At 59.7% G+C, this 19278-nt stretch carries 16 protein-coding genes; 5 read left to right on the top strand and 11 right to left on the bottom strand.

Features of this window, described 5'->3' with window-relative positions:
- Positions 1–84: 84 nt before the first annotated feature.
- Positions 85–828 carry a phosphatase PAP2 family protein gene (locus M5G26_RS25945; protein ID WP_273916834.1) on the bottom strand — a complete coding sequence of 248 codons (744 nt, stop codon included), beginning with the start codon at positions 826–828 and terminating at the stop codon, positions 85–87.
- 221 nt (positions 829–1049) lie between these two features.
- Between M5G26_RS25945 and colR the strand changes: the two genes are divergently transcribed.
- From colR to M5G26_RS25920, 5 genes are all read left to right on the top strand, one after another.
- Positions 1050–1721, top strand: a complete 672-nt coding sequence (colR, locus tag M5G26_RS25940; RefSeq protein WP_095123294.1) for a two-component system response regulator ColR — start codon at positions 1050–1052, stop codon at positions 1719–1721.
- Positions 1721–2995, top strand: a complete 1275-nt coding sequence (locus tag M5G26_RS25935) for a sensor histidine kinase (RefSeq protein ID WP_134178334.1) — start codon at positions 1721–1723, stop codon at positions 2993–2995. The genes colR and M5G26_RS25935 overlap by 1 nt, the downstream gene beginning before the upstream one ends.
- A 161-nt stretch (positions 2996–3156) precedes the next feature.
- Complete coding sequence (locus tag M5G26_RS25930) at positions 3157–3825, top strand: class I SAM-dependent methyltransferase (protein ID WP_095123299.1); 669 nt, start codon at positions 3157–3159, stop codon at positions 3823–3825.
- Between the two features lie 4 nt (positions 3826–3829).
- Positions 3830–4546 carry a lipopolysaccharide kinase InaA family protein gene (locus tag M5G26_RS25925; RefSeq protein WP_007916599.1) on the top strand — a complete coding sequence of 239 codons (717 nt, stop codon included), beginning with the start codon at positions 3830–3832 and terminating at the stop codon, positions 4544–4546.
- 2 nt (positions 4547–4548) lie between these two features.
- The gene (locus M5G26_RS25920) at positions 4549–4776 is read left to right on the top strand and encodes a hypothetical protein (protein ID WP_034153490.1); all 228 of its coding nucleotides are present in this window, start codon (positions 4549–4551) and stop codon (positions 4774–4776) included.
- Between the two features lie 135 nt (positions 4777–4911).
- Here the strand turns inward: M5G26_RS25920 and M5G26_RS25915 are convergent, their stop codons facing one another.
- From M5G26_RS25915 to M5G26_RS25870, 10 genes are all read right to left on the bottom strand, one after another.
- On the bottom strand, positions 4912–7938 hold the full coding sequence (locus M5G26_RS25915) for a multidrug efflux RND transporter permease subunit (RefSeq protein WP_273916833.1): 3027 nt from the start codon (positions 7936–7938) through the stop codon (positions 4912–4914).
- 13 nt (positions 7939–7951) lie between these two features.
- Complete coding sequence (locus M5G26_RS25910) at positions 7952–9100, bottom strand: efflux RND transporter periplasmic adaptor subunit (protein ID WP_134178336.1); 1149 nt, start codon at positions 9098–9100, stop codon at positions 7952–7954.
- A 194-nt stretch (positions 9101–9294) separates the two neighbouring features.
- A complete protein-coding gene (locus M5G26_RS25905) occupies positions 9295–10395 on the bottom strand; it encodes a DUF1513 domain-containing protein (RefSeq protein ID WP_095191953.1) in 1101 nt (366 codons plus the stop codon).
- 14 nt (positions 10396–10409) lie between these two features.
- On the bottom strand, positions 10410–11474 hold the full coding sequence (locus tag M5G26_RS25900; RefSeq protein ID WP_102901054.1) for an imelysin family protein: 1065 nt from the start codon (positions 11472–11474) through the stop codon (positions 10410–10412).
- Between the two features lie 28 nt (positions 11475–11502).
- Positions 11503–12930 (bottom strand): di-heme oxidoreductase family protein, encoded by a 1428-nt coding sequence (locus M5G26_RS25895; RefSeq protein WP_273916832.1) that lies wholly within the window; start codon positions 12928–12930, stop codon positions 11503–11505.
- 274 nt (positions 12931–13204) lie between these two features.
- Positions 13205–14551, bottom strand: coding sequence for an imelysin family protein (locus M5G26_RS25890; RefSeq protein WP_007918935.1), 1347 nt, complete (start codon positions 14549–14551; stop codon positions 13205–13207).
- Positions 14552–14778: 227 nt separating this feature from the next.
- Positions 14779–16830: a putative bifunctional diguanylate cyclase/phosphodiesterase gene (locus tag M5G26_RS25885; protein ID WP_038366843.1), complete on the bottom strand. Its 2052-nt coding sequence runs from the start codon at positions 16828–16830 to the stop codon at positions 14779–14781.
- A gap of 435 nt (positions 16831–17265) precedes the next feature.
- On the bottom strand, positions 17266–17862 hold the full coding sequence (locus M5G26_RS25880) for a superoxide dismutase (protein ID WP_007918933.1): 597 nt from the start codon (positions 17860–17862) through the stop codon (positions 17266–17268).
- 382 nt (positions 17863–18244) lie between these two features.
- Positions 18245–18847 carry a LysE/ArgO family amino acid transporter gene (locus M5G26_RS25875; RefSeq protein ID WP_273916830.1) on the bottom strand — a complete coding sequence of 201 codons (603 nt, stop codon included), beginning with the start codon at positions 18845–18847 and terminating at the stop codon, positions 18245–18247.
- 5 nt (positions 18848–18852) lie between these two features.
- Positions 18853–19254 carry an ACT domain-containing protein gene (locus M5G26_RS25870; RefSeq protein WP_273916829.1) on the bottom strand — a complete coding sequence of 134 codons (402 nt, stop codon included), beginning with the start codon at positions 19252–19254 and terminating at the stop codon, positions 18853–18855.
- Positions 19255–19278 lie beyond the last annotated feature (24 nt).

Raw genomic sequence — 19278 nt, 5'->3', positions numbered from 1 at the left:
AGCTCCCACAGTGATTCGAGCGTTCACAAAATGTGTGCTCGGCACCAACCCTGTGGGAGCTGGCTTGCCAGCGATGGCGTCAGATCAGGCGCTGACCGGTTGTGCCTCGACCACGGCCTGGGCCTTCACCGCCGGGCGATACAGCACCCAGTAATAAGACCCCAGGCAAATCAGCCAGCAGAAAATCGCCGTCCACACGTTGTGCGAAAAGAAGTGCGCACCCTGCATCATCCGGCTGATCGAAAACACCGAACCCAATGCAAAGGCAAAGATAAACGCCTGTCTGGCCAGACGCGGACGGCGATCGCGCAGGACAAAGAACAACGCGAACAGAGTAAACCCCGTCGCCGCATGACCACCCGGCCAGCAACGCCCGGGCTTGTCGGTCTGTGGGCGATGCTCCATCAACTTGCTATAGGTTTCATGACCACCGAATTGCTCCAGGCTCCAGGGGCATTGCACCGCAGTCACGGCTTTGACCGGAGTGACAAACGAGGTCGCCAGGCCCAGCGACAGCACCAGACAGCCCAGCTCACGCTTGAACGGTTTCAGTCTGGCGAGGAAAAACGCGCCGATGAAACCCAGGATGGCAAACACCGAGAACGCGATCACTACCTGCTTGGCGCGATCGTGAAGGATGTCTTCAAGAAAAAAACTGTGCCGCCCGATAAAGTCGCCGGCAACCGGGTCGTAGAACAGACGGGCCAGATCCATGTCCAGATCGGTCAATTCGAGCAGTACCAGAATGATCGCCGCGACGGCGGGTATTCCCAGACACAACCAGAAATTCAGTGGCCTGGAAACGGGACGGGCAGAAGTCGACGCCATGGGCAATTCCTTGGTCGGTAAGTATGTTCTGAGGAGCGCAACCGCGCGGAGTCTGCGCGTGCGGGCGTCGCCGATTTGTTAACCGAAAGTGAAAAAAACGTTGGCGGGCGCAATGAGCATTTTTATCGCTAAACAACCCGACACACGCCTAGCCCTGAGCCACACTTGGCCGTAAGCTGCGCGGGCCAAGACGGCCGTTACCCCGTACGGAGGAGGTGCCCATGCGAATTCTGTTGGTCGAAGACAACCGCGACATCCTGGCCAATCTGGCCGATTATCTGGGCCTCAAAGGCTATACCGTCGATTGCGCCCAGGACGGTTTGTCGGGCCTGCATCTGGCCGCCACCGAGCATTACGACCTGATCGTGCTTGACATCATGTTGCCGGGCATCGATGGCTACACCCTGTGCAAACGCCTGCGTGAAGATGCCCGCCGCGACACGCCGGTGATCATGCTCACCGCTCGTGATCAGCTCGATGATCGTCTGCAAGGTTTCAAGTCCGGGGCTGATGATTATCTGATCAAGCCATTTGCCTTGTCCGAGCTGGCTGCGCGGGTCGAAGCGGTGATGCGCCGTGCGCAGGGTGGTGGCCGCCGTGCGTTGCAGGTCGCCGATCTGAGCTACGACCTCGACACGCTGGAAGTGACCCGCGACGGCAAATTGCTCAAGCTCAACCCGGTCGGCCTCAAGTTGCTGGCGGTGTTGATGCAGAAGAGCCCGCACGTACTGCGTCGGGAAATTCTCGAAGAAGCGCTGTGGGGCGATGATTGCCCGGACAGCGACAGCCTGCGCAGTCACGTTCACCAATTGCGTCAGGTGATCGACAAACCGTTCACCAAACCATTGCTGCACACCGTGCACGGCGTGGGTTACCGGCTGGCCGATGTGTAATGGAGTTTAAGCAAAGCCTATCCCAGCGGATCATTATTGCCTTTGCCTTGATGAGCGCCCTGGTCGCCGGTGCCTTTGCCATGGGCATCGTCGCGACCGTGCACCTGGTCGAAGAAAAGCTGATTTCAGCAGGGCTGGGCGGTGATTTGCAGCGTTTGCTGCTGATGGACAACGTTTCGGACTGGAGCCACCGTCCGGAGCCGGATCAATTGTTCTATTTCAGCGGCGGACCGGGCGATTTCGAGTTGCCCAAGGATCTGCGCCACCTCGATTCAGGTTTCCATGAAGTGTTTCGCGAGCAGCTGTCGTATCACGCGATGGTCGAAGTCGTCGACGGTCGACGTTACGTATTGCTGCAGGATCAAAGCGATTTCGAAGAGCGCGAGCGCGTGCTGTTTGCCGTGGTGCTGGTGGGTTTCGTGCTCAGCCTGGCACTGGCGGTGTTCCTCGGCTGGGTGCTCGCGCGCAAGGTGATGGCGCCGGTGGTGCGGCTGGCCCGGCAGGTGCGCCACCGCGACCAGTTGCTGGGGCTGGCACCACCGCTGGCGCCGGATTATGCGGCTGACGAAGTCGGCGAACTGGCGGTGGCGTTCGATGCCACGCTCGGACGTCTGCGTCAGGCACTGACCCGTGAAAGATTGTTCACCAGCGATGTCAGTCACGAATTGCGCACGCCGCTGATGGTGCTGGCCAGTTCCTGTGAACTGCTGTTGGAAAACCCGGGGATCGACCAGCGCGGTCGCTCACAGGTCGAGCGTATTGCCCGCGCCAGTGAAGAAATGCGCGAGTTGGTGCAAACCTTCCTGATGCTGGCGCGCGCGCAGCATGAAGATGCCGGCATGGCACTTCAGCAAAACCTCTCGCAAGTCGCCGAAAACCTGTTGTGTCTGTGGCGCGGGCCGATCGAGAGCAAGGGCTTGAAACTGGTCTTCGAACCGGGCAGTCCATCAGACATTCGCTACAACGCGACCCTGTTGAATGCCGTGATGGGCAACCTGTTGCGCAACGCGCTGCATTACACCGAAAAAGGCTTCATTCGTCTGACGCTCAAAGGCAACGGCTTCGTGGTCGAAGACTCCGGCGTCGGCATCCCGGAAGAAAAGCGCGAAGCCATGTTCGAGCCATTCGTGCGTGGCAGCGAAAAGCGCGGCGAAGGTCTGGGGCTGGGTTTATCGCTGGTGCAGCGGATCTGCGAGAACCAGGGCTGGACCGTCAGTTTGAGCACGATGGAACCGAATGGCTGCCGCTTCGAAGTGGATCTTGGCAAAATCTGACGCAGGGGGTGGCGCAAGGCTACTCCCTCTAACCTGTCTGAATCCTGTATAACGCTGTAATAATTTGTCTGTTTACCTGACATTTTTTTCACAAATGGATGACCTGACGCTGACACGCCGCTCCCTAAGGTGGTGCCATCAGCAATTCAGGAGTCCTGGTGATGGCCGGCCCAATCAAACTCGATTTTTCCGAGAAGTACGACGATCAGCACGCGCAGAAATACCTGCGCAAGCACAAGGAAAGCCTTGGACGTCGGCTCTCTCACTGGCGTGATGAACAACTGGCTCGCAAGGCACTGGCGCTGGTCGGCGAGCCGGGACTGGTGCTGGATCTGCCTTGCGGTGCCGGGCGTTTCTGGCCATTGCTGGGCGAAAAGGCCAACCGGGTGATCATTGGCGCGGACAATTCCGAGTCGATGATCAAGACGGCCATGCAAGCGCAACCGGCCGATGTGGTGAAACGGGTACAACCCTTGCACACATCTGCGTTCGACATTGCCTTGCCGGATAACGCCGTCGACAGCATCTTCTGCATGCGTCTGCTTCATCACATCGGTGAAGCCGAGCACCGCCGGGCGATTCTGCGCGAGTTCGAGCGTGTCACCCGTGACAGTGTGATTGTTTCGCTGTGGGTTGACGGCAATTTCAAGGCCTGGAAACGCCAGCGTGCCGAGCGCAACCGTGACAAACGCGAGTATCAGAATCGCTTTGTGTTACCGGCCGCTACGGTGGAAAAGGAGTTCGAGGAGGCAGGTTTTCGAATTCAGGAACAACTGGACTTTATTCCGCTCTACGCCATGTGGCGAGTTTACGTATTACGCAAGAGGTAACAGGATGGCAGTGCAATTTGCAGCAGAAACGGATGTCGCTCCGCAAGATCGCTTTGACTTTTACTGGAACCAGCGCGGCGAGTGGGTGGAAGAACCCAATGTTCGACGCGGTGGGGAAAGTGGCGTGCAAAGGGTAGTGGGGCGCGATGGACAACTGCTGTATGCCAAGCGCCAGACCGGTCATATCTATCGCAGTTGGTTGCATCCTTTTGGCCGTCCCACTGTTCTGCGTGAACTTGATGCGCTGACTGGCGTGAGCAAGCTCGGTGTGCGCGTGCCGGAAATCGTTTTTTGCGGCGCCCAGCCTGATCCGCAGCACAAATGGCGTGCACTGCTGGTGACCAAGTCCCTGGACGGTTTTCAGGAGCTGGAACATTGGCTGGCGGCTGCCGGCGGTCGCGATCAGTGCGGCGATGTGGTGTATGAGCGTGTGCTCAAGGACCTCGCCGAAAACCTGGCGCGCATGCACAAGGGCCGTTGGCAGCACAGCTGCATCTACATCAAACACGTGTTTGTGCGGGTGACGGGCGAAGGCGAGTCGGCCAAGGTCGAGGTCGCTTTGATCGATCTGGAGAAATGCCGCCAGCGTCTGACCGCCTATCGCGCCGCTTCCCACGACATGAAGCAATTGCGTCGCCATTCGTCGTTCCGCGACGCGGACTGGAAGAAACTCGTCTACTTTTATGAGACGGCGTTTGGCAGCGCTATCAAAGGTTTATAGCGATGAAACTAGAAATTGCACGAGGTTTGTTTTTGGTTGGAGCCTTGGCAGTTGCGTCATTGGCGGTGGCTGCCTGGGAGCAGCCCCGCATGCAGGTGGTTGGCGCGTCCGTAGACGACGCCCACTGCGCAGTCCCACGGGTGGCGAAAGCCTCCGTGGCGACCAAACCCGATCATGATCTGTTGTTGTTCATGTTCGGACTTTCTCAAGGGATGAGGCCGCAGAGTTGAAACGATTGAAGCCCACATAAAAGGCCTCGCAGTTGCGAGGCCTTTTTTTATGCCAGCAAGATCAAAATATCGCAGCCTTCGGCAGCTCCTACATGGATCGGTGTAGGAGCTGCCGAAGGCTGCGATATTTTGCTTTCAAGGCTTATCAGGTTTCGCCAGCAGGGTGTAAACGCACGGCAGGACGAACAGCGTAAACAACGTGCCGATCGACATCCCCGTGGCAATCACCATGCCGATATCAAAGCGGCTGACCGCCCCCGCACCCGTTGCCAGAATCAGCGGCACCATGCCAAACACCATCGCCGCCGTGGTCATCAGCACCGGCCGCAAGCGAATCGCCGCCGCTTCCTCAACGGCTTCACGCGCCGTCAGGCCCTTGTCCTTGCGCAACTGGTTGGCGAACTCGACGATCAGAATCCCGTGTTTACTGATCAGACCGATCAGCGTCACCAACCCGACCTGGGTGTAGATGTTCATGCTCGACCAGCCGAGAAACAACGGAATCAACGCCCCACAGATCGACAAGGGCACCGTCACCAGAATCACCAGCGGATCGCGGAAGCTCTCGAACTGTGCGGCCAGCACCAGAAAGATGATCGCCAGGGCCAGCGCGAAGGTTACCCACAGGGCACTGCCTTCCTGGACGAACTGGCGTGAGGCGCCGCCGTAGTCGAAAGCAAACCCGGCCGGTGCTTCTTCGCGGGCAATCTGCAACACGGTGTCGATGGCTTCACCCATGCTCACCAACGGGAAACCGGAAATCTTCGCGGCGTTGAGCTGCTGGAACTGGTTGAGCTGGCGCGGTCGTGCGCGGTCGCTGACCTTGATCAGTGTCGACAGCGGCAGCAGCTCACCCTGGGTGTTCCTCACGTAGTAATTGTTCAGCCAGTCAGGGTTATCGCGATACGGCCGTTCAACCTGAGCAATCACCTTGTAGCTGCGCCCATCAATGGTGAAACGGTTGATTTCCGCCTCGCCCAGCAGGGTGGCGAGGGTGCCACCGAGGTCCTGCATCGACACGCCCATCTGCGCCGCTTTGGCGCGGTCGATATCGACAACCACTTCAGGTTTGTCGAACGCCAGATCGAGGTCGACGAAGGCGAACTTGCCCGACTCCATCGCGCGTTTCTTGATCCGGTCGGCGACTTGCAGCAGCAGTTCATAGTCGTTGGCGGTGTTGACCACGAACTCGAACGGCAAGCCTTCACCGGTGCCGGGCAGGGAGGGCAGGTTGAAACCGAAAATCTGCAGGCCCGGTATGCCTTCCAGTTTGCCTTGCACCTCGGGGAGGATCTGCATCTGCGTGCGGCTGCGTTCGTTCCACGGTTTGAGCAGGAAACCGCCGATGCCGGCCTGCACGCCGTTGTAGCCGTTGATCTGGAACGAGGAGTAGTACTCCGGGAACTCTTTGAAGATCTTGATGAATTCGTCGGTGTAGGTGCTCAGGTAATCAAGGTTGGTCGGCTGCGGCGCAGTGGCCATCATGAAAATGATGCCCTGATCTTCGTCCGGGGCCAGTTCCGATTTGGTGAACTTGAGGAACACCGGGATCAGGCACAACACGATCACCGCGAATACCAGCACCACCGGCCGCGTGTTCAGCGTGCCGTGCAACATGCTTTGGTAGCGGCGCTTGAGGCCATCGAATATGCGGTCGAGGCGGTGCGCGAGGCCGCTGGGGTTTTCCTCGTGACGCAGCAAAAACGCGCACATCATCGGCGACAAAGTCAGGGCGACGACTCCGGAAATTACCACGGCGCCAGCGAGGGTCAGCGCAAACTCCTTGAACAGCGCCCCGGTCAGCCCGGTGAGGAAACCGATCGGCGCATACACCGCCGCCAGGGTGATGGTCATCGAGACCACCGGCATGGCGATTTCCCGTGCGCCTTCCAGCGCCGCATCAAACGGCGTTTTGCCTTCCTCGATGTGTCGGTGGATGTTCTCCACCACGACAATCGCATCGTCCACCACCAGACCGATGGCCAGCACCATCGCCAGCAGCGTCAGCAGGTTCATCGAGTAGCCCATCATCTGCATGAAGAACATCACGCCGATCATCGACAGCGGGATGGTCACCACCGGGATTACCACCGAGCGCAGTGCGCCGAGGAACAGGAACACCACGACGATGACGATCAGTACTGCTTCGAACAGGGTTTTCACCACTTCATCGATCGAGGCCTGAATGAACAATGTGGCGTCGTAAGCGATCTCGCTTTTCAGGTTTGGCGGCAGTTGCGCTTCCAGCTCGGGCATCAGCTTGCGCACTTCCTTGATCACGTCCAGCGGGTTGGCGCCCGGTGTCGCCTTGATGCCGATGTACACCGACGGCGTGCCGCCAAACGAGCTGATCGAATCGTAGTTTTCCGCGCCCATTTCCACCCGCGCGACATCGCTGAGCAGCACGCGGCTGTCGCCACTGACCTTGAGCGGAATCGCCGCGAAGGCCTCAGCGGATTTCAGTTCGGTGTTGGCGTTGATGCTGGTGACCACGTACTCGCCTTTCACTTCGCCGGCAGCGGAGAGGAAGTTGTACTGGCGCACGGCGTTGGTCACATCGCTGGCGCTGAGGCCGAAACCGGCGAGTTTCACCGGGTCGAGCCACAGGCGCATGGCGAACACCTGATTGCCGAGAATCTCCGCCTCGGCCATGCCCGGCAAGGTCGCGAGCTTTGACTGGATCACCCGTGACAGGTAGTCGGTGATCTGCGGGTTGCTCAAGTCCTTGCTGAAGAAACTGATGTACATCAGCGCCGAGGCGTCGGCGGACTCCTTGCTCAGCACCGGGTCTTCGGCGTCCTGCGGCAGCTTGTTCTTCACCTCGTTGGCCTTGGCCAGCAGTTCGGTGAACAAGCGGTCGGTGTTCGAGCCGATGCGTGCGTAGATCGAGATTACCGAGAAGTTCTGCCGACTGACCGAGGTCATGTAGTCGATGCCCTCGGCGCTGGCCAGACTTTGCTGCATTGGCTGGGTGATGTAACCCTGAATGGTTTCGGCGTTAGCCCCGGGGTACGCAGTGGTCACCGTGATCAGGGCGTTTTCCATTTGCGGGTATTGGCGCAGCGGCAACTTGCTCCAGGCCTGAAAGCCGAGCAATACAATCAACAGGCTGACCACAGTGGCGAGCACCGGGCGGCGGATGAACGGATCGGTAAAAGCCATGGGGATTCCTTGATCAGTCGGCGCGAGGCGGACTGTTCTGCTCGCCGAGGGTCTTGTCGTCGCTGATGGCGATGTGTGCGCCGTTGTCCAGTTTGATCTGGCCAGCCGTCACCACTTGTTCGCCGCTCTGCACGCCCTTGTTGATCATCACCAGGCCATCGCGGCGTTCACCGGTTTCGATGAAGCGGCGTTCGGCGATCAGCACCGGTTGGCCCTTGTCATCCTTTTCGACGCTGCCATCTTCGGCTTTCTTCTGCCCGACCACGTAGATCGAGTTGCCGTAGAGGGTGTAGGTGATCGCGCTTTCCGGCACCACGATATGTTTCTGCGGGTCGGGCAGCAGCACTTCAAGGCTGGTGAACATACCCGGCAGCAGTTTGCCGTCGGGGTTGGCCAGGGTGGCGCGGATCAGAATGTTGCGCGTAGTGCTTTCGACGATCGGGTTGATCGCGCTGATCTTGCCGGCGAAGTTTTGCCCGGGGTAAGCGGAGACCGAGATTTGCACCGGTTGACCGATGGCCAGTTTCGGCACCGATTGTTCGGGCAAATAGAAGTCGGCGTAGAGGCTGCTCAAGTCCTGCAGCGTGGCGATTTTGCTGCCGCTGGCGAGGTAGTCGCCGACGTCGACCTGACGGATGCCGATGGTGCCGCTGAATGGCGCGAGGATGCGTTTTTTTGCCAGCGAGGCGTTGAGCTGATTGACCGTGGCCTTGTTCTTTTGCAGAACGGCGGAGAGCCGGTCGTACTCGCCTTTGGAGATGGCGCGACTGTCGACCAGTTGCGCGCCACGGCCGAAGTCCAGTTGCGCCAGACCCAGATCGGCCTTGGCGGTTTCCAGCAGGGCGGTTTCGACGCCACTGTCGAGTTGCAGCAGCGGTTGCCCGGCCTTGACCTTCTGTCCGGATTCGAACTTGAGTTCGGTGACGGTGCCGGCGACTTCCAGGCTCAGCTCGACACCTTGCAACGCCTTGAGCGTGCCGACGGTCGGCAGGCGCAGCTGCCACGGTTGCTCTGTGGCGTTGGCCACGGCGACGCTGATCGGCGGTTTCGGCTTGGAGAAGCCCTGGATCATCGTGTAGATCGAAAAGGCTTTGTACCCGCCCAGCACCAGGACGATCAGCAAAACAACACCCAACATGATCAGCATGCGGCGACGCAGCATATTTCCAGTTCCTTGGATAAATCAGGTGAGACAGGCGGGCACATTACTCCGAGTACAGGGGGGATTCCAACTGGCAGTTATTACAGGGGGACGCAAAAAGATCGCAGCCTGCGGCAGCTCCTACAGGGGAATGCATTCCAAGGTAGGAGCTGCCGAAGGCTCGGGCCGCGATCGGACGATCTTTTAAGGCTGTTTTACGCCATCAGATGAAGATGGTTGTCCCAGAGCCCCGCCGGCAATTCCAGCGGCTTGGCCAACAGCTCATCCTGGCGGCAATCGTAGTAACGGCAACGGCCTTGGCCGGAGGTCACGACAAAACCGTCCTTCACCGCACCGACGCCAGCGCAATCAGGCAATGGTGCATCGAGGCGCACTTCGCCGCTGTCCAGATCCCAGATAAAGAAGCGGTTGCCACGCGGCGCCGTCAGCGCAACCAGACGCAAATCACTGTGCACCGCGACGCTGGCGGTGTAATGCCCCATCGACTGCAACTGATGCTCCGGCACCGGGAAGGCCACGAACGGCTGCCCCGGACGCTTGATCGCCAGCAACTCCGAACGCTCGTGCGAGGCGCCCATGAATTGCTGACCGGCAACGATGGTGCCGTCGCTGGCGATGCCCAGATGACGCACGCTGTTCATCTGCTGGGCGAGGGTTTCCTTGCTCAGCAGGGTGCCATCGCGCTGCATCAGCACCAGACTTGGCTCCATGGCGTTGAGGTTCATGTCGACGCGGCTTTCCGCTTCGGTACGAATCCCGCCATTGGCCACCACCAGCGTCTCGCCATCGGGCATCCATGACACCTGATGCGGGCCGAGGCCGTGGGTGGAAATCTCGCCGCTGTGCACCAGCCGCTCGCCTTCGAACTTGTACACGCCGAGCAAACCACGGCCGGGATCGGTGGTGTCGTTCTCGGTGGCGTACAGGTATTCACCGTCCTTGTGCACCACGGCGTGGCCGTAGAAGTGCCGGTTCGGCTGCGACGTCACCGTCTGCAGCAACTTACCGTCGCGCAGGTCGATCAGGTAGCTTTCGGTGCCCGGGCGACGTGCGACAAACAGCGCGATTGGCTGCGTCGGGTGATTGATGATGTCGTGGCAACGCTGGCCGACCTCGGTGGCGAACACCCGGGTGCCGTCCAGCCGATAGCCGACGGCGTAGTGCTTGCCGTCAGTGTCGTCGCGCGCCGACAGCAACAGCGGGCTCTGATCCTTGCGTTTGAACAGCGTCCAGCCGCCCAGCGTCACTGCTCCCAGCAGTGCACTACCTAAAGTCAGAACCTGACGTCGCAGCATGGCACTTGCCCTCATCAGTCACCGTCGTTGGCGTTGAAGCCCAGTTGGATGCCCAGCGCCTTGGCCAGTTCGCCTTCGTGCAGGCGATGGACGACGTTGAGGCTGTCGTAGATATCATTGAGTTGCTGGCGACCGGCGTCGTCTTCAAGCATTTCGCCGAGCGAACGCTGGGTGCTGTCGAACAGTTTCAGCGACGCGGCGTAAGCGGCATCGATCTTGTCGGCCAATGGCTTTTGCTCAGCCGGCAACAGACCGCGCAGGCCTTTGTTGTCGACGCCTTCCCACACGGTTTTGGCAGCGGCGAGGCTGGCTTCCAGTGCGGTCAGGGACGACTGGCTGCGCCATGCATCGGCCTGGAACGGCTGTGGCACGCCCTTGCTCTGGCGGCCCATTGGCGTGCCGAGTTTTTTCTTCAGGGTGTCCAGCGCGGTGACTTGCACACGCAGCAGATCGGCGATCGCTTCGTGGGAGTCGGCGTAGCGCTGGTTAGGGAACTTGGTCATCTGCGCCAGCATGCCGTCGCTGTTGTTCCAGCCCTGCAGAATCTCTTCAGCCAGTTGCTTCTGACGCTCGCCGATGGCGATCAACAGCGGGCAGTACTTGGCTTTCTGTTCGGCATTGGCCACGTCAGGCTTGGCGTCGAAGAGGATGTATTCGTAGGCCGACAGGCCTTGCACGACCACACTGGATTTGGCCAAAGCGGCGGCATCGATCTGCGGCTGGGCGACCACCAGTTGCTCGACCTGACGGCCGACGAGGTTCTTCTTGTCCGGCCAGAACTGCACCTGCCACGAACGGTTGCCCTCGGCCAGCGGGCCGATCAACAGCGGTTGCAGCTCGGCCCAGGCTTTCTGCGCGTGGAGGAAGTCGGCACGGGCGGTCTCCAGGGTTTCTTTGCCCTGGCAGTAGGCGAGGGCACTGACCGCCAGTTGCTTGTCGGCTTCGACCCAACGGGTGTAGGTCGGCAGGATCACCGATTTGGCGATGGCCGCCGAGGTGACCGCTTGCGGATCCTGCGGCGAGCAGGCGCCGAGGGCGAGCGCGGCAAGGCTGGTGAACAGTAGCTTGGGACGGAACATGTCGGGCTCCCGATTCTTTTATCAGTGTTTAAAGTGAGTTCAAAAACGCCAGCAGCGCGGCACGCTGCTCGGCGTTGAAAGACAAAACCTGTTGCTGCGCGGCTGTCGCTTCGCCGCCATGCCAGAGCACGGCCTCGAGCAGATTGCGCGCGCGACCGTCATGCAGAAACTGGGTGTGGCCACTGACCGCTTGCGTCAGGCCGATGCCCCACAACGGCGGGGTGCGCCAGTCGCGGCCGGAGGCTTGGAATTCCGTGCGGTTGTCGGCCAGACCGTCGCCCATGTCATGCAGCAGCAGATCGCTGTACGGGCGAATCACTTGATTGGCCAGTTCAGGTTCGGCGGCGTTGGCGGCGGTGGTGTATTTCGGGGTGTGGCAGGCATCGCAGCCGGCCTGGAAAAACAGGTTCTTGCCGGCCAGCACTTCTGCATCGTTGACGCCACGACGTGCCGGCACAGCGAGATTGCGGCTGTAGAACAACACCAGACGCAGGATGTTATCGCTGACTTCCGGCTCACCGTCCGGACCATTGCCGTTCGGCGCCTGTTTGCAGGCGGTTTGTGCGTCCGTGCAGTCATCGAAGGGGCGCAGACTGGTCGTGAGGCCCATGTCACCGGAAAACGCGTGAACATTTTGTTGATTGAGGTTCGGTTGGCCGGCTTTCCAGCCGAATCTGCCCATGACGGTTTTCTGCAAGGCGTCATCCCAGACCTGATTGGGGCGGCCATTGATGCCTTTGTTGTCTTTGGCCTGTGCGGCAGCGTTGGCGAGGATTGCTTCTTCGGGAATCGCTTCGAGCAGGCCCAGACCAATCATCGGCGGCGCAACCCGTGCGGAAAAACGCGTGTCCGGGTGCATCGGGCCGTAGCCGAGTTGAGTGATCTGCAAGACAGGTTTGCGCAATTCGACTTCGGTGCCGTCCCTGAAGCGAATCGGCACTGGCGTGTAATCGACGCGAACCTTGCCTTCCGGGACGACGCCGGGCACGGCCATGTCCTGGAACTGGCCGCCGTACACCGGCTCCGGTACCACGCCGACTTGCTCGATGACTTTGGCGAATTCCGGCGTGTCGGGAATCGACAGACGCACGAGCATGGACACAGCGTTAGGTGCATCCGGTGGCGGCGGATGACCGCGACCGTCCTTGATATGGCAGCCCTGACAGGCATTGGTATTGAACAGTGGCCCGAGACCATCGCGGGCGGTGGTGGTCGACGGCGCGATCACCCACGGGCTGCGGAAGAAACTGTTGCCGACGCTGAAATCCACTCGCCGTGACGGCGGCAGATTGGCCGAGGGCAGGGAGAATGCGTTCTGATCGGTCTTGCGCACAGTCGCTGCACCGCCCGAACGTGCTTCACCAGGCTCGGCTTTGGTGAAACGCGGGGCGTCATCGCAGGCACTCAGGCCCAGGGCCAGCAACAGTGCGGACAAGCGAAGAGGCAGCGAGGGCATCAGACATCCTGCGGACGGGCGAAAACAAAGGCGCAAAGTCTAACAGGGCCGGGATGATTGAATAAGAGGAATTATCGTTTGCTTGATACAGCGCAAATCTGAAGAGCAATGCAAAACCCCTGTAGGAGCTGCCGAAGGCTGCGATCTTTTGATCTGTCTTTTTTAGAAGCAAAGTCAAAAGATCGCAGCCTTCGGCAGCTCCTACAGTGGGCCGTGTAGGGCAGGCATGAAAAAGGCGACCCGAAGGTCGCCTTTTTTGAATCGGACGCGGTGATCAGAACTCGTGATCAGCGTTGTCCGGGTTCAGGTCGCTGATGCCCAGTTTGCCGGCAGCGGCTTCGATCGAACCGGTCTGCTTGACCAGCGAGGCGATGGCGTCGCGAACGATCTGATTGCCAGCGGTGTTACCCGCAGCGATCAACTGGTCGTAGTGCTCACCCTTGTTGGCGTGATCGACCATGACCTGGATCTTGGCTTCGGTAGCGGCCAGATCGGCTTTCAGTGCGGTGTCGGCAGCCGGGTCAGCCTTGGCCACCAGCGACGACAGGCTGGCGCCGGTCATTTTGGTGCCGTCAACACGGGTGTACTCGCCCAGATAGACGTTACGAATGCCTTTGGCATCATAGAAGTGCGAGTTGTGCGTGTTGTCGCTGAAGCAGTCCTGCTCGTCTTCAGGGGAGTTGGCTTCGAGGGAAACCTTCATGCGCTCGCCCGCCAGTTCGCCCAGGGACAGGCTGCCCATGCCGAAGAGCATTTTGCGCAGACCGGTTTCGCCCGGCTCGGCTTCCAGGGTGGCGCGGTAGTTGTCAGCCACGTTCGGCTTCCAGTTGCCGACCATTTCTTCCAGGTCGCTGACCAGCAGTTGGGTCACCGACTTCAGGTAGGCACGACGACGATCGTTGTGACCGCCAGTGGCACCGGCGCCTTCCAGGTAATCGGATGCAGGACGGTTGCCAGCGCCAGGGCCGGTGCCGTTCAGATCCTGGCCCCAGAGCAGGAATTCGATGGCGTGGTAGCCGGTGGCGACGTTGGCTTCGGATCCGCCCAGCTCATTGAGGCTGGCGAGTTTTTCCGGGGTGATGTCTTTGACGTCGACCTTGTCTTCGCCGACCTGAACTTCGGTGTTGGCGATGATGTTGGCGGTGGCGCCCGGGTTACCCAGTGCGTGCTCGTAGGATTTGTCGACGTAGTCGATCAGACCCTCGTCCAGCGGCCAGGCGTTAACCTGACCTTCCCAGTCGTCGATGATGGTGTTGCCGAAGCGGAACACTTCACTCTGCAGGTACGGAACGCGCGCGGCGACCCAGGCAGCCTTGGCGGCTTTCAGGGTGTCGGCGTTCGGCTTGGCGAGGAAGGCATCGACGGCGGTCTGCAGGGTTTTCGCGGTGGATTCGGCATCGCTGTAAACGGCGAAGACCATGTCGGCGTAGTGCGCGACCACAGCCTTGGCGGCGGCTTCGTCGACTTTACCGGCAGCGGCAGGCGCAGCCGCTGGAGCGGTGGTGCTGGCGGCTGGCGTCGGTGCGGCCGGAGCGGCAGCCTTGTCTTTGCCTTCGCCGCAACCGGCGAGGGAAATAGCGATGGCCAGCAGACTGGCGGTAGCCAGAGGCATACGAATCATGGCGAACATCCTGCTTCGATAGTTGAGTGGACTCGCGCTGGGGGTGCGCAAAACTGCGACATAATGCAAATCTTTCGCATTATGTGTAAAGGGTTGTGGCTGGAAATATTTCTTATTTACGTCGGTGTGATGGCACAGATCAAAAGATCGCAGCCTCGTTGCACTCGACAGCTCCTACAGGGGAATGCGATTCATGTAGGAGCTGTCGCAGGCTGCGATCTTTGCTTTTAGAGAATGGCCGCGTTACTGCGTTGCGCCTGTTTGAGATAGGCGCCCAGCTCGCGCGCCGGCAACGGCTTGCTGTAGTGATAGCCCTGACCTTCGTGGCAGCCTTCGGAAATGATGTAGCTTTCCTGCTCGGCGGTTTCCACGCCCTCGGCGATCACTTGCATGCCGAGGCTCTTGCCCAGTTGAATGATCGCGCGAACGATGGTTGCATCGTCGTCGTCATCGAGCAGATCCTGCACGAAGCTCTTGTCGATCTTGATCTTGTCCAGCGGCAGGCTTTTCAGATAACTGAGCGATGAATAACCGGTGCCGAAGTCGTCAATGGCGATCAGTGCGCCGGAGCGGCGCAGGCTGAGCAAGTGCTGCGCGGCGGTGCTGATGTCTTCCATCAGGCCGGTTTCGGTGACTTCCAGTTCCAGGCTGCGCGGCGGCAGGCGGTACATCTGCAGCAGGTTATTGACCACGCGCGGCAGTTCGGCGTGGTGCAATTGCACGGTGGACAGATTGACCGCCATGCGCAGGTCGGCAAAACCTTGATCGTGCCATTCGCGCAGTTGTTTGCAGGCCTGATCGAGCACCCATTCGCCGATGGCGATGATTGTGCCGTTCTGCTCGGCCAGCGGAATGAACAGGTCCGGCGGCACCAGACCGTGTTCCGGATGCTGCCAGCGAATCAGCGCTTCGACGCCGACCACGCGGTGATCGCGATAGCTGATCTGCGGCTGATAAACCAGGTAGAACTGATCGCGCAGCAAGGCATCACGCAGGTCTTTTTCCAGCTCGCGACGGCGACGCATCTCGCTGTCGACGCTAGCGATATAGAACTGATAGCGGTTGCGCGAGCGGGTCTTGGCCAGCGTCATGGTCTGCTCGGCCTTCTGCAACAGCTTCTCGGTGCTGTCGCCATCCTCCGGGAACAGGGTGATGCCGATGGTCGCGCGCAGACGGATTTCCTGATGGTCGAGGGCAAACGCCGCTTCCAGATCATCAAGGATGCTTTGCGCCAGTTCCGCTGCTTCGTAAGGTTGTTCGATGTCGGCCTGGACCAGGGCGAACTGATCGCCACCCAGGCGGGCGAGGGCGCCCAAGCGACCGCTATGGGCACGCAAACGATCAGCCAAGGCCAGCAACAATTGGTCGCCGGTCTGGTAGCTGAACTGCTCGTTGATGCCTTTGAAATCATCCAGCCCCACGCACAACACCGCGACCCGCCGTTGCAGCTTGCCGGCGTCGACCAGAATCTTGTCCAGTTGCTGCTGGAGTTGCTGACGGTTCGGCAGGCCGGTGAGGAAGTCGTATTGGGCCATGCGCAGCAGACTGTTTTCCGCTTCGTGGCGCAGATGGGTGTTGCGTTCGATCGACTCAAGCAACTGATTGGCGGTGTTGATCCAGATACCCAGTTCGTTTTTTTCATGGCCCTTGAGCTGCGGGATCTTGTGCTCGCTGGGGCGATCCGGGTTGATCTCGGTGAGGTGCTCGATGATCCGCGACAGCGGCTTGGTCAGCAGCCAGTGATAGACCAGATACAGCACCAGACCCATGGCCAGTGCGCGCAACACGCCGGAAATGAAGATGATCACCGAACTGACGATAAACCCTTCGCCATAAGTGGCGGTGTCGAGGGTGATACTCAAATCGCCGTAATACTCACTGTACGGGCCACGCCCCACCAACTGTGTGGTGAAGGTGCGTTCCTGACCGAGGATCAGGTCGGTCAGCCAGCGACTGTTGGAATGCTGCAACTCGCGGGATTTCTGCGCGAGCATGGCTTCGTTGGGATGGCCGATGGAGGCCTGACGCACGGCATCGTCCTGGAACAGGCCTTCGATCACCTGCATGCCCATCTCCCGGTCCAGGCTGTAAACGGCCTGGGTCGACGGGTCGCGGAACATGTCGAGGATGCGTTCGGCGTCGCCAGCAACCGCCTGACGGGTTTTGTAAGCATCGAAAACAATCTGCGCGCAGCTCAAGACTACGCCGACGATCAATGCCGACAGGAGCACGACCCGGAGCAACTTCACCGACAAGCTGTTCTTGAGTTCCAGCTTCAAAGGGTTATTCCTTGTTCCGTGCGGGTAGCGTCAAGTTGCCATGAGTATTGGCAATCCGGTGTTGGCAGTCAAAGGGACAATCAGACCGGGGATGATTTGCCCGTGGCCTTGGCCGAAATGCTGCTGTCTGGAGTATTAGCCCTATTTGTACTGTGTCGGTAGTTTCGGCCTTCAACTTGAGCGGTTCGCAGCATTTTTTCCTCTTTTTGATGTTAGTCCGCAGTGGCATGGCAGCAAGCAGCGGCAGACAGTTTTCATCGTGAGAGAAACGCCATTGATCGTTCCCACGCTCAGCGTGGGAATGCCTCCAGGGACGCTCTGCGTCCAGTGACGCGGAGCGTCACGGTATGCATTCCCACGCAGGAGCGTGGGAACGATCATCGAACGCCCATAAAAAAACCCGGCAAAAGCCGGGTTTTTTGACTGGCGCGCAGCTTAAGCGGTGAAGGTTTTGCCTTCGAACTGCTCAGCAACGAACTTCCAGTTGACCAGGTTCCAGAACGCTTCGACATACTTCGGACGAACGTTGCGGTAGTCGATGTAGTAAGCGTGTTCCCAGACGTCGCAGGTCAGCAGCGGGGTGTCGCCGCTGGTCAGCGGGTTGCCGGCGCCGATGGTGCTGGCCAGGGCCAGGGAACCGTCAGCCTTTTTCACCAGCCAGCCCCAGCCGGAACCGAAGGTGCCGATCGAGGTTTTGCTGAACTCTTCCTTGAACTTGTCGAACGAACCGAAAGCAGCGTTGATGGCTTCAGCCAGTGCGCCGGTTGGTTGACCGCCGGCGTTTGGCGCCAGGCAGTTCCAGTAGAAAGTGTGGTTCCAGACCTGAGCGGCGTTGTTGAAGATACCGCCCGAGGAAGTCTTGACGATTTCTTCCAGGGTCTTGCCTTCGAACTCGGTGCCTGGCACCAGGTTGTTCAGGTTCACGACATAGGTGTTGTGGTGCTTGTCGTGGTGGTATTCCAGGGTTTCCTTGGAAATGTGCGGCTGCAGGGCATCGTGTGCGTAAGGCAGCGGCGGCAATTCGAAAGCCATGATGATTCTCCTAATCAGGTCTGTTGCGGTGAGCGCAAGGCCGATCACGGGCGGCCAGAAATGCACCGGCGAGTTTTTACTCTTTGCGGCGCAGGGTTTCGATCATAGCACCGGGGTTGCGCCATAACCACGCAACAACTGTGTGGGATAGAGGTTCAAGGGGATGCCCTCACTAAATGACGGATCGCGTTGGAACTGTGATCGTGCCAAGCAAGGCGCAGGACGAAGAGGATGCTTTTTGCCTCTTCGAGTCCTGCAACGCCGCTTGGCACGATCACAGCTCCAACCCGAAGGGCCGCCGCCCCGTAAAGCGCAAGCGCTTTACGGGGCGGCGGCGCGACCGTCATTTAGTGAGGGCATCCCCTTAGCCTTTTGGAATAAATCAGCTGGCGAAAATTAATTGCCCGGCCACGGTAAACATCATCAACGCCACCACCAGATCGAGAATCCGCCAGGTACTCGGACGGGCCAGATATGGTGCCAACCACGCAGCGCCCAATGCCAACGTGAAAAACCACAGCAACGAAGCACTCGCCGCGCCCACTACATAAGCACCCGGCACCGATTGTTGCGCGCCGAGCGAGCCGATCAACAACACGGTATCCAGGTAAACGTGCGGGTTGAGCAGCGTCACTGCCAACGCACTGAGCATCACCGCCCGCAACGAGCGCACCGTCTGGTTTTCGCCTTGATCCATGCTCTGTTTCGAACAGGCCCGGCGCAGCGCCTGGCTGCCGTACCAGATCAGAAACGTCGCGCCGCCCCAACGGGCAATGGCCAGCAACGTCGGGTTCTGCGCCAGAATCGTCGCCAGCCCGAATACTCCGGCCGCCACCAGCAGCGCATCGCAAACCACGCACAACGCCGCCACGGGCAAGTGGTGTTCACGGCGCAAGCTCTGTGCCAATACAAAAGCGTTCTGCGTGCCGATCGCCATGATCAGCCCGAACGCCACCAGCAGGCCGTTCATATAACTTTGCCACATAAGATTTACTCCGCGTTGGCTGCGAGATCGCGCAGCACTTGCATGGCGCGTTCGGCATCGGCCTTAGCGACGAACAAGTGGTCGTGGTAATAGCCGGCAATCACGTTGCAACTGATCCCGGCCTTGCCCAATGCCGTGGCAAACGCGGCGGTGAGGCCAACGGCTTCCAGCGCCGAATGCACATTCAAGGTGATCCACGCGGCGACGTAGTCGAAGCTGAAACCGGCCTGTTCGGCGCGGGAACGTTCGACAATGACCGTCAGACCTTCCTGCTCGCGGAAGCTGCCAACAACCTCGAGACCGCTCGGCAAGACACTGTCGTGCAGGGTGCAGAACACGTATTCGCCGGCGTTGAGTTGCGGACTCATGCTGCGCAATAGAGTCGAGAGTGAAGTTTCGCCAGCCATAAGTGTGTTCCTTGAGAAAGAGTG

It is taken from the genome of Pseudomonas sp. TNT2022 ID642, from assembly GCF_028656995.1.
Classification (GTDB): domain Bacteria; phylum Pseudomonadota; class Gammaproteobacteria; order Pseudomonadales; family Pseudomonadaceae; genus Aquipseudomonas.
The sequence above is the reverse complement of the archived record's forward strand: the minus strand, read 5'-3'. Positions and strand labels throughout refer to the sequence as shown.

Excerpts from the sequence above, each read along its gene's own strand:
- M5G26_RS25945 (WP_273916834.1), bottom strand. The coding sequence starts at position 828 with ATGGCGTCGACTTCTGCCCGTCCCGTTTCCAGGCCACTGAATTTCTGG.
- colR (WP_095123294.1), top strand. The coding sequence starts at position 1,050 with ATGCGAATTCTGTTGGTCGAAGACAACCGCGACATCCTGGCCAATCTG.
- M5G26_RS25935 (WP_134178334.1), top strand. The coding sequence starts at position 1,721 with ATGGAGTTTAAGCAAAGCCTATCCCAGCGGATCATTATTGCCTTTGCC.
- M5G26_RS25930 (WP_095123299.1), top strand. The coding sequence starts at position 3,157 with ATGGCCGGCCCAATCAAACTCGATTTTTCCGAGAAGTACGACGATCAG.
- M5G26_RS25925 (WP_007916599.1), top strand. The coding sequence starts at position 3,830 with ATGGCAGTGCAATTTGCAGCAGAAACGGATGTCGCTCCGCAAGATCGC.
- M5G26_RS25920 (WP_034153490.1), top strand. The coding sequence starts at position 4,549 with ATGAAACTAGAAATTGCACGAGGTTTGTTTTTGGTTGGAGCCTTGGCA.
- M5G26_RS25915 (WP_273916833.1), bottom strand. The coding sequence starts at position 7,938 with ATGGCTTTTACCGATCCGTTCATCCGCCGCCCGGTGCTCGCCACTGTG.
- M5G26_RS25910 (WP_134178336.1), bottom strand. The coding sequence starts at position 9,100 with ATGCTGCGTCGCCGCATGCTGATCATGTTGGGTGTTGTTTTGCTGATC.
- M5G26_RS25905 (WP_095191953.1), bottom strand. The coding sequence starts at position 10,395 with ATGCTGCGACGTCAGGTTCTGACTTTAGGTAGTGCACTGCTGGGAGCA.
- M5G26_RS25900 (WP_102901054.1), bottom strand. The coding sequence starts at position 11,474 with ATGTTCCGTCCCAAGCTACTGTTCACCAGCCTTGCCGCGCTCGCCCTC.
- M5G26_RS25895 (WP_273916832.1), bottom strand. The coding sequence starts at position 12,930 with ATGCCCTCGCTGCCTCTTCGCTTGTCCGCACTGTTGCTGGCCCTGGGC.
- M5G26_RS25890 (WP_007918935.1), bottom strand. The coding sequence starts at position 14,551 with ATGATTCGTATGCCTCTGGCTACCGCCAGTCTGCTGGCCATCGCTATT.
- M5G26_RS25880 (WP_007918933.1), bottom strand. The coding sequence starts at position 17,862 with ATGGCTTTCGAATTGCCGCCGCTGCCTTACGCACACGATGCCCTGCAG.
- M5G26_RS25875 (WP_273916830.1), bottom strand. The coding sequence starts at position 18,847 with ATGTGGCAAAGTTATATGAACGGCCTGCTGGTGGCGTTCGGGCTGATC.
- M5G26_RS25870 (WP_273916829.1), bottom strand. The coding sequence starts at position 19,254 with ATGGCTGGCGAAACTTCACTCTCGACTCTATTGCGCAGCATGAGTCCG.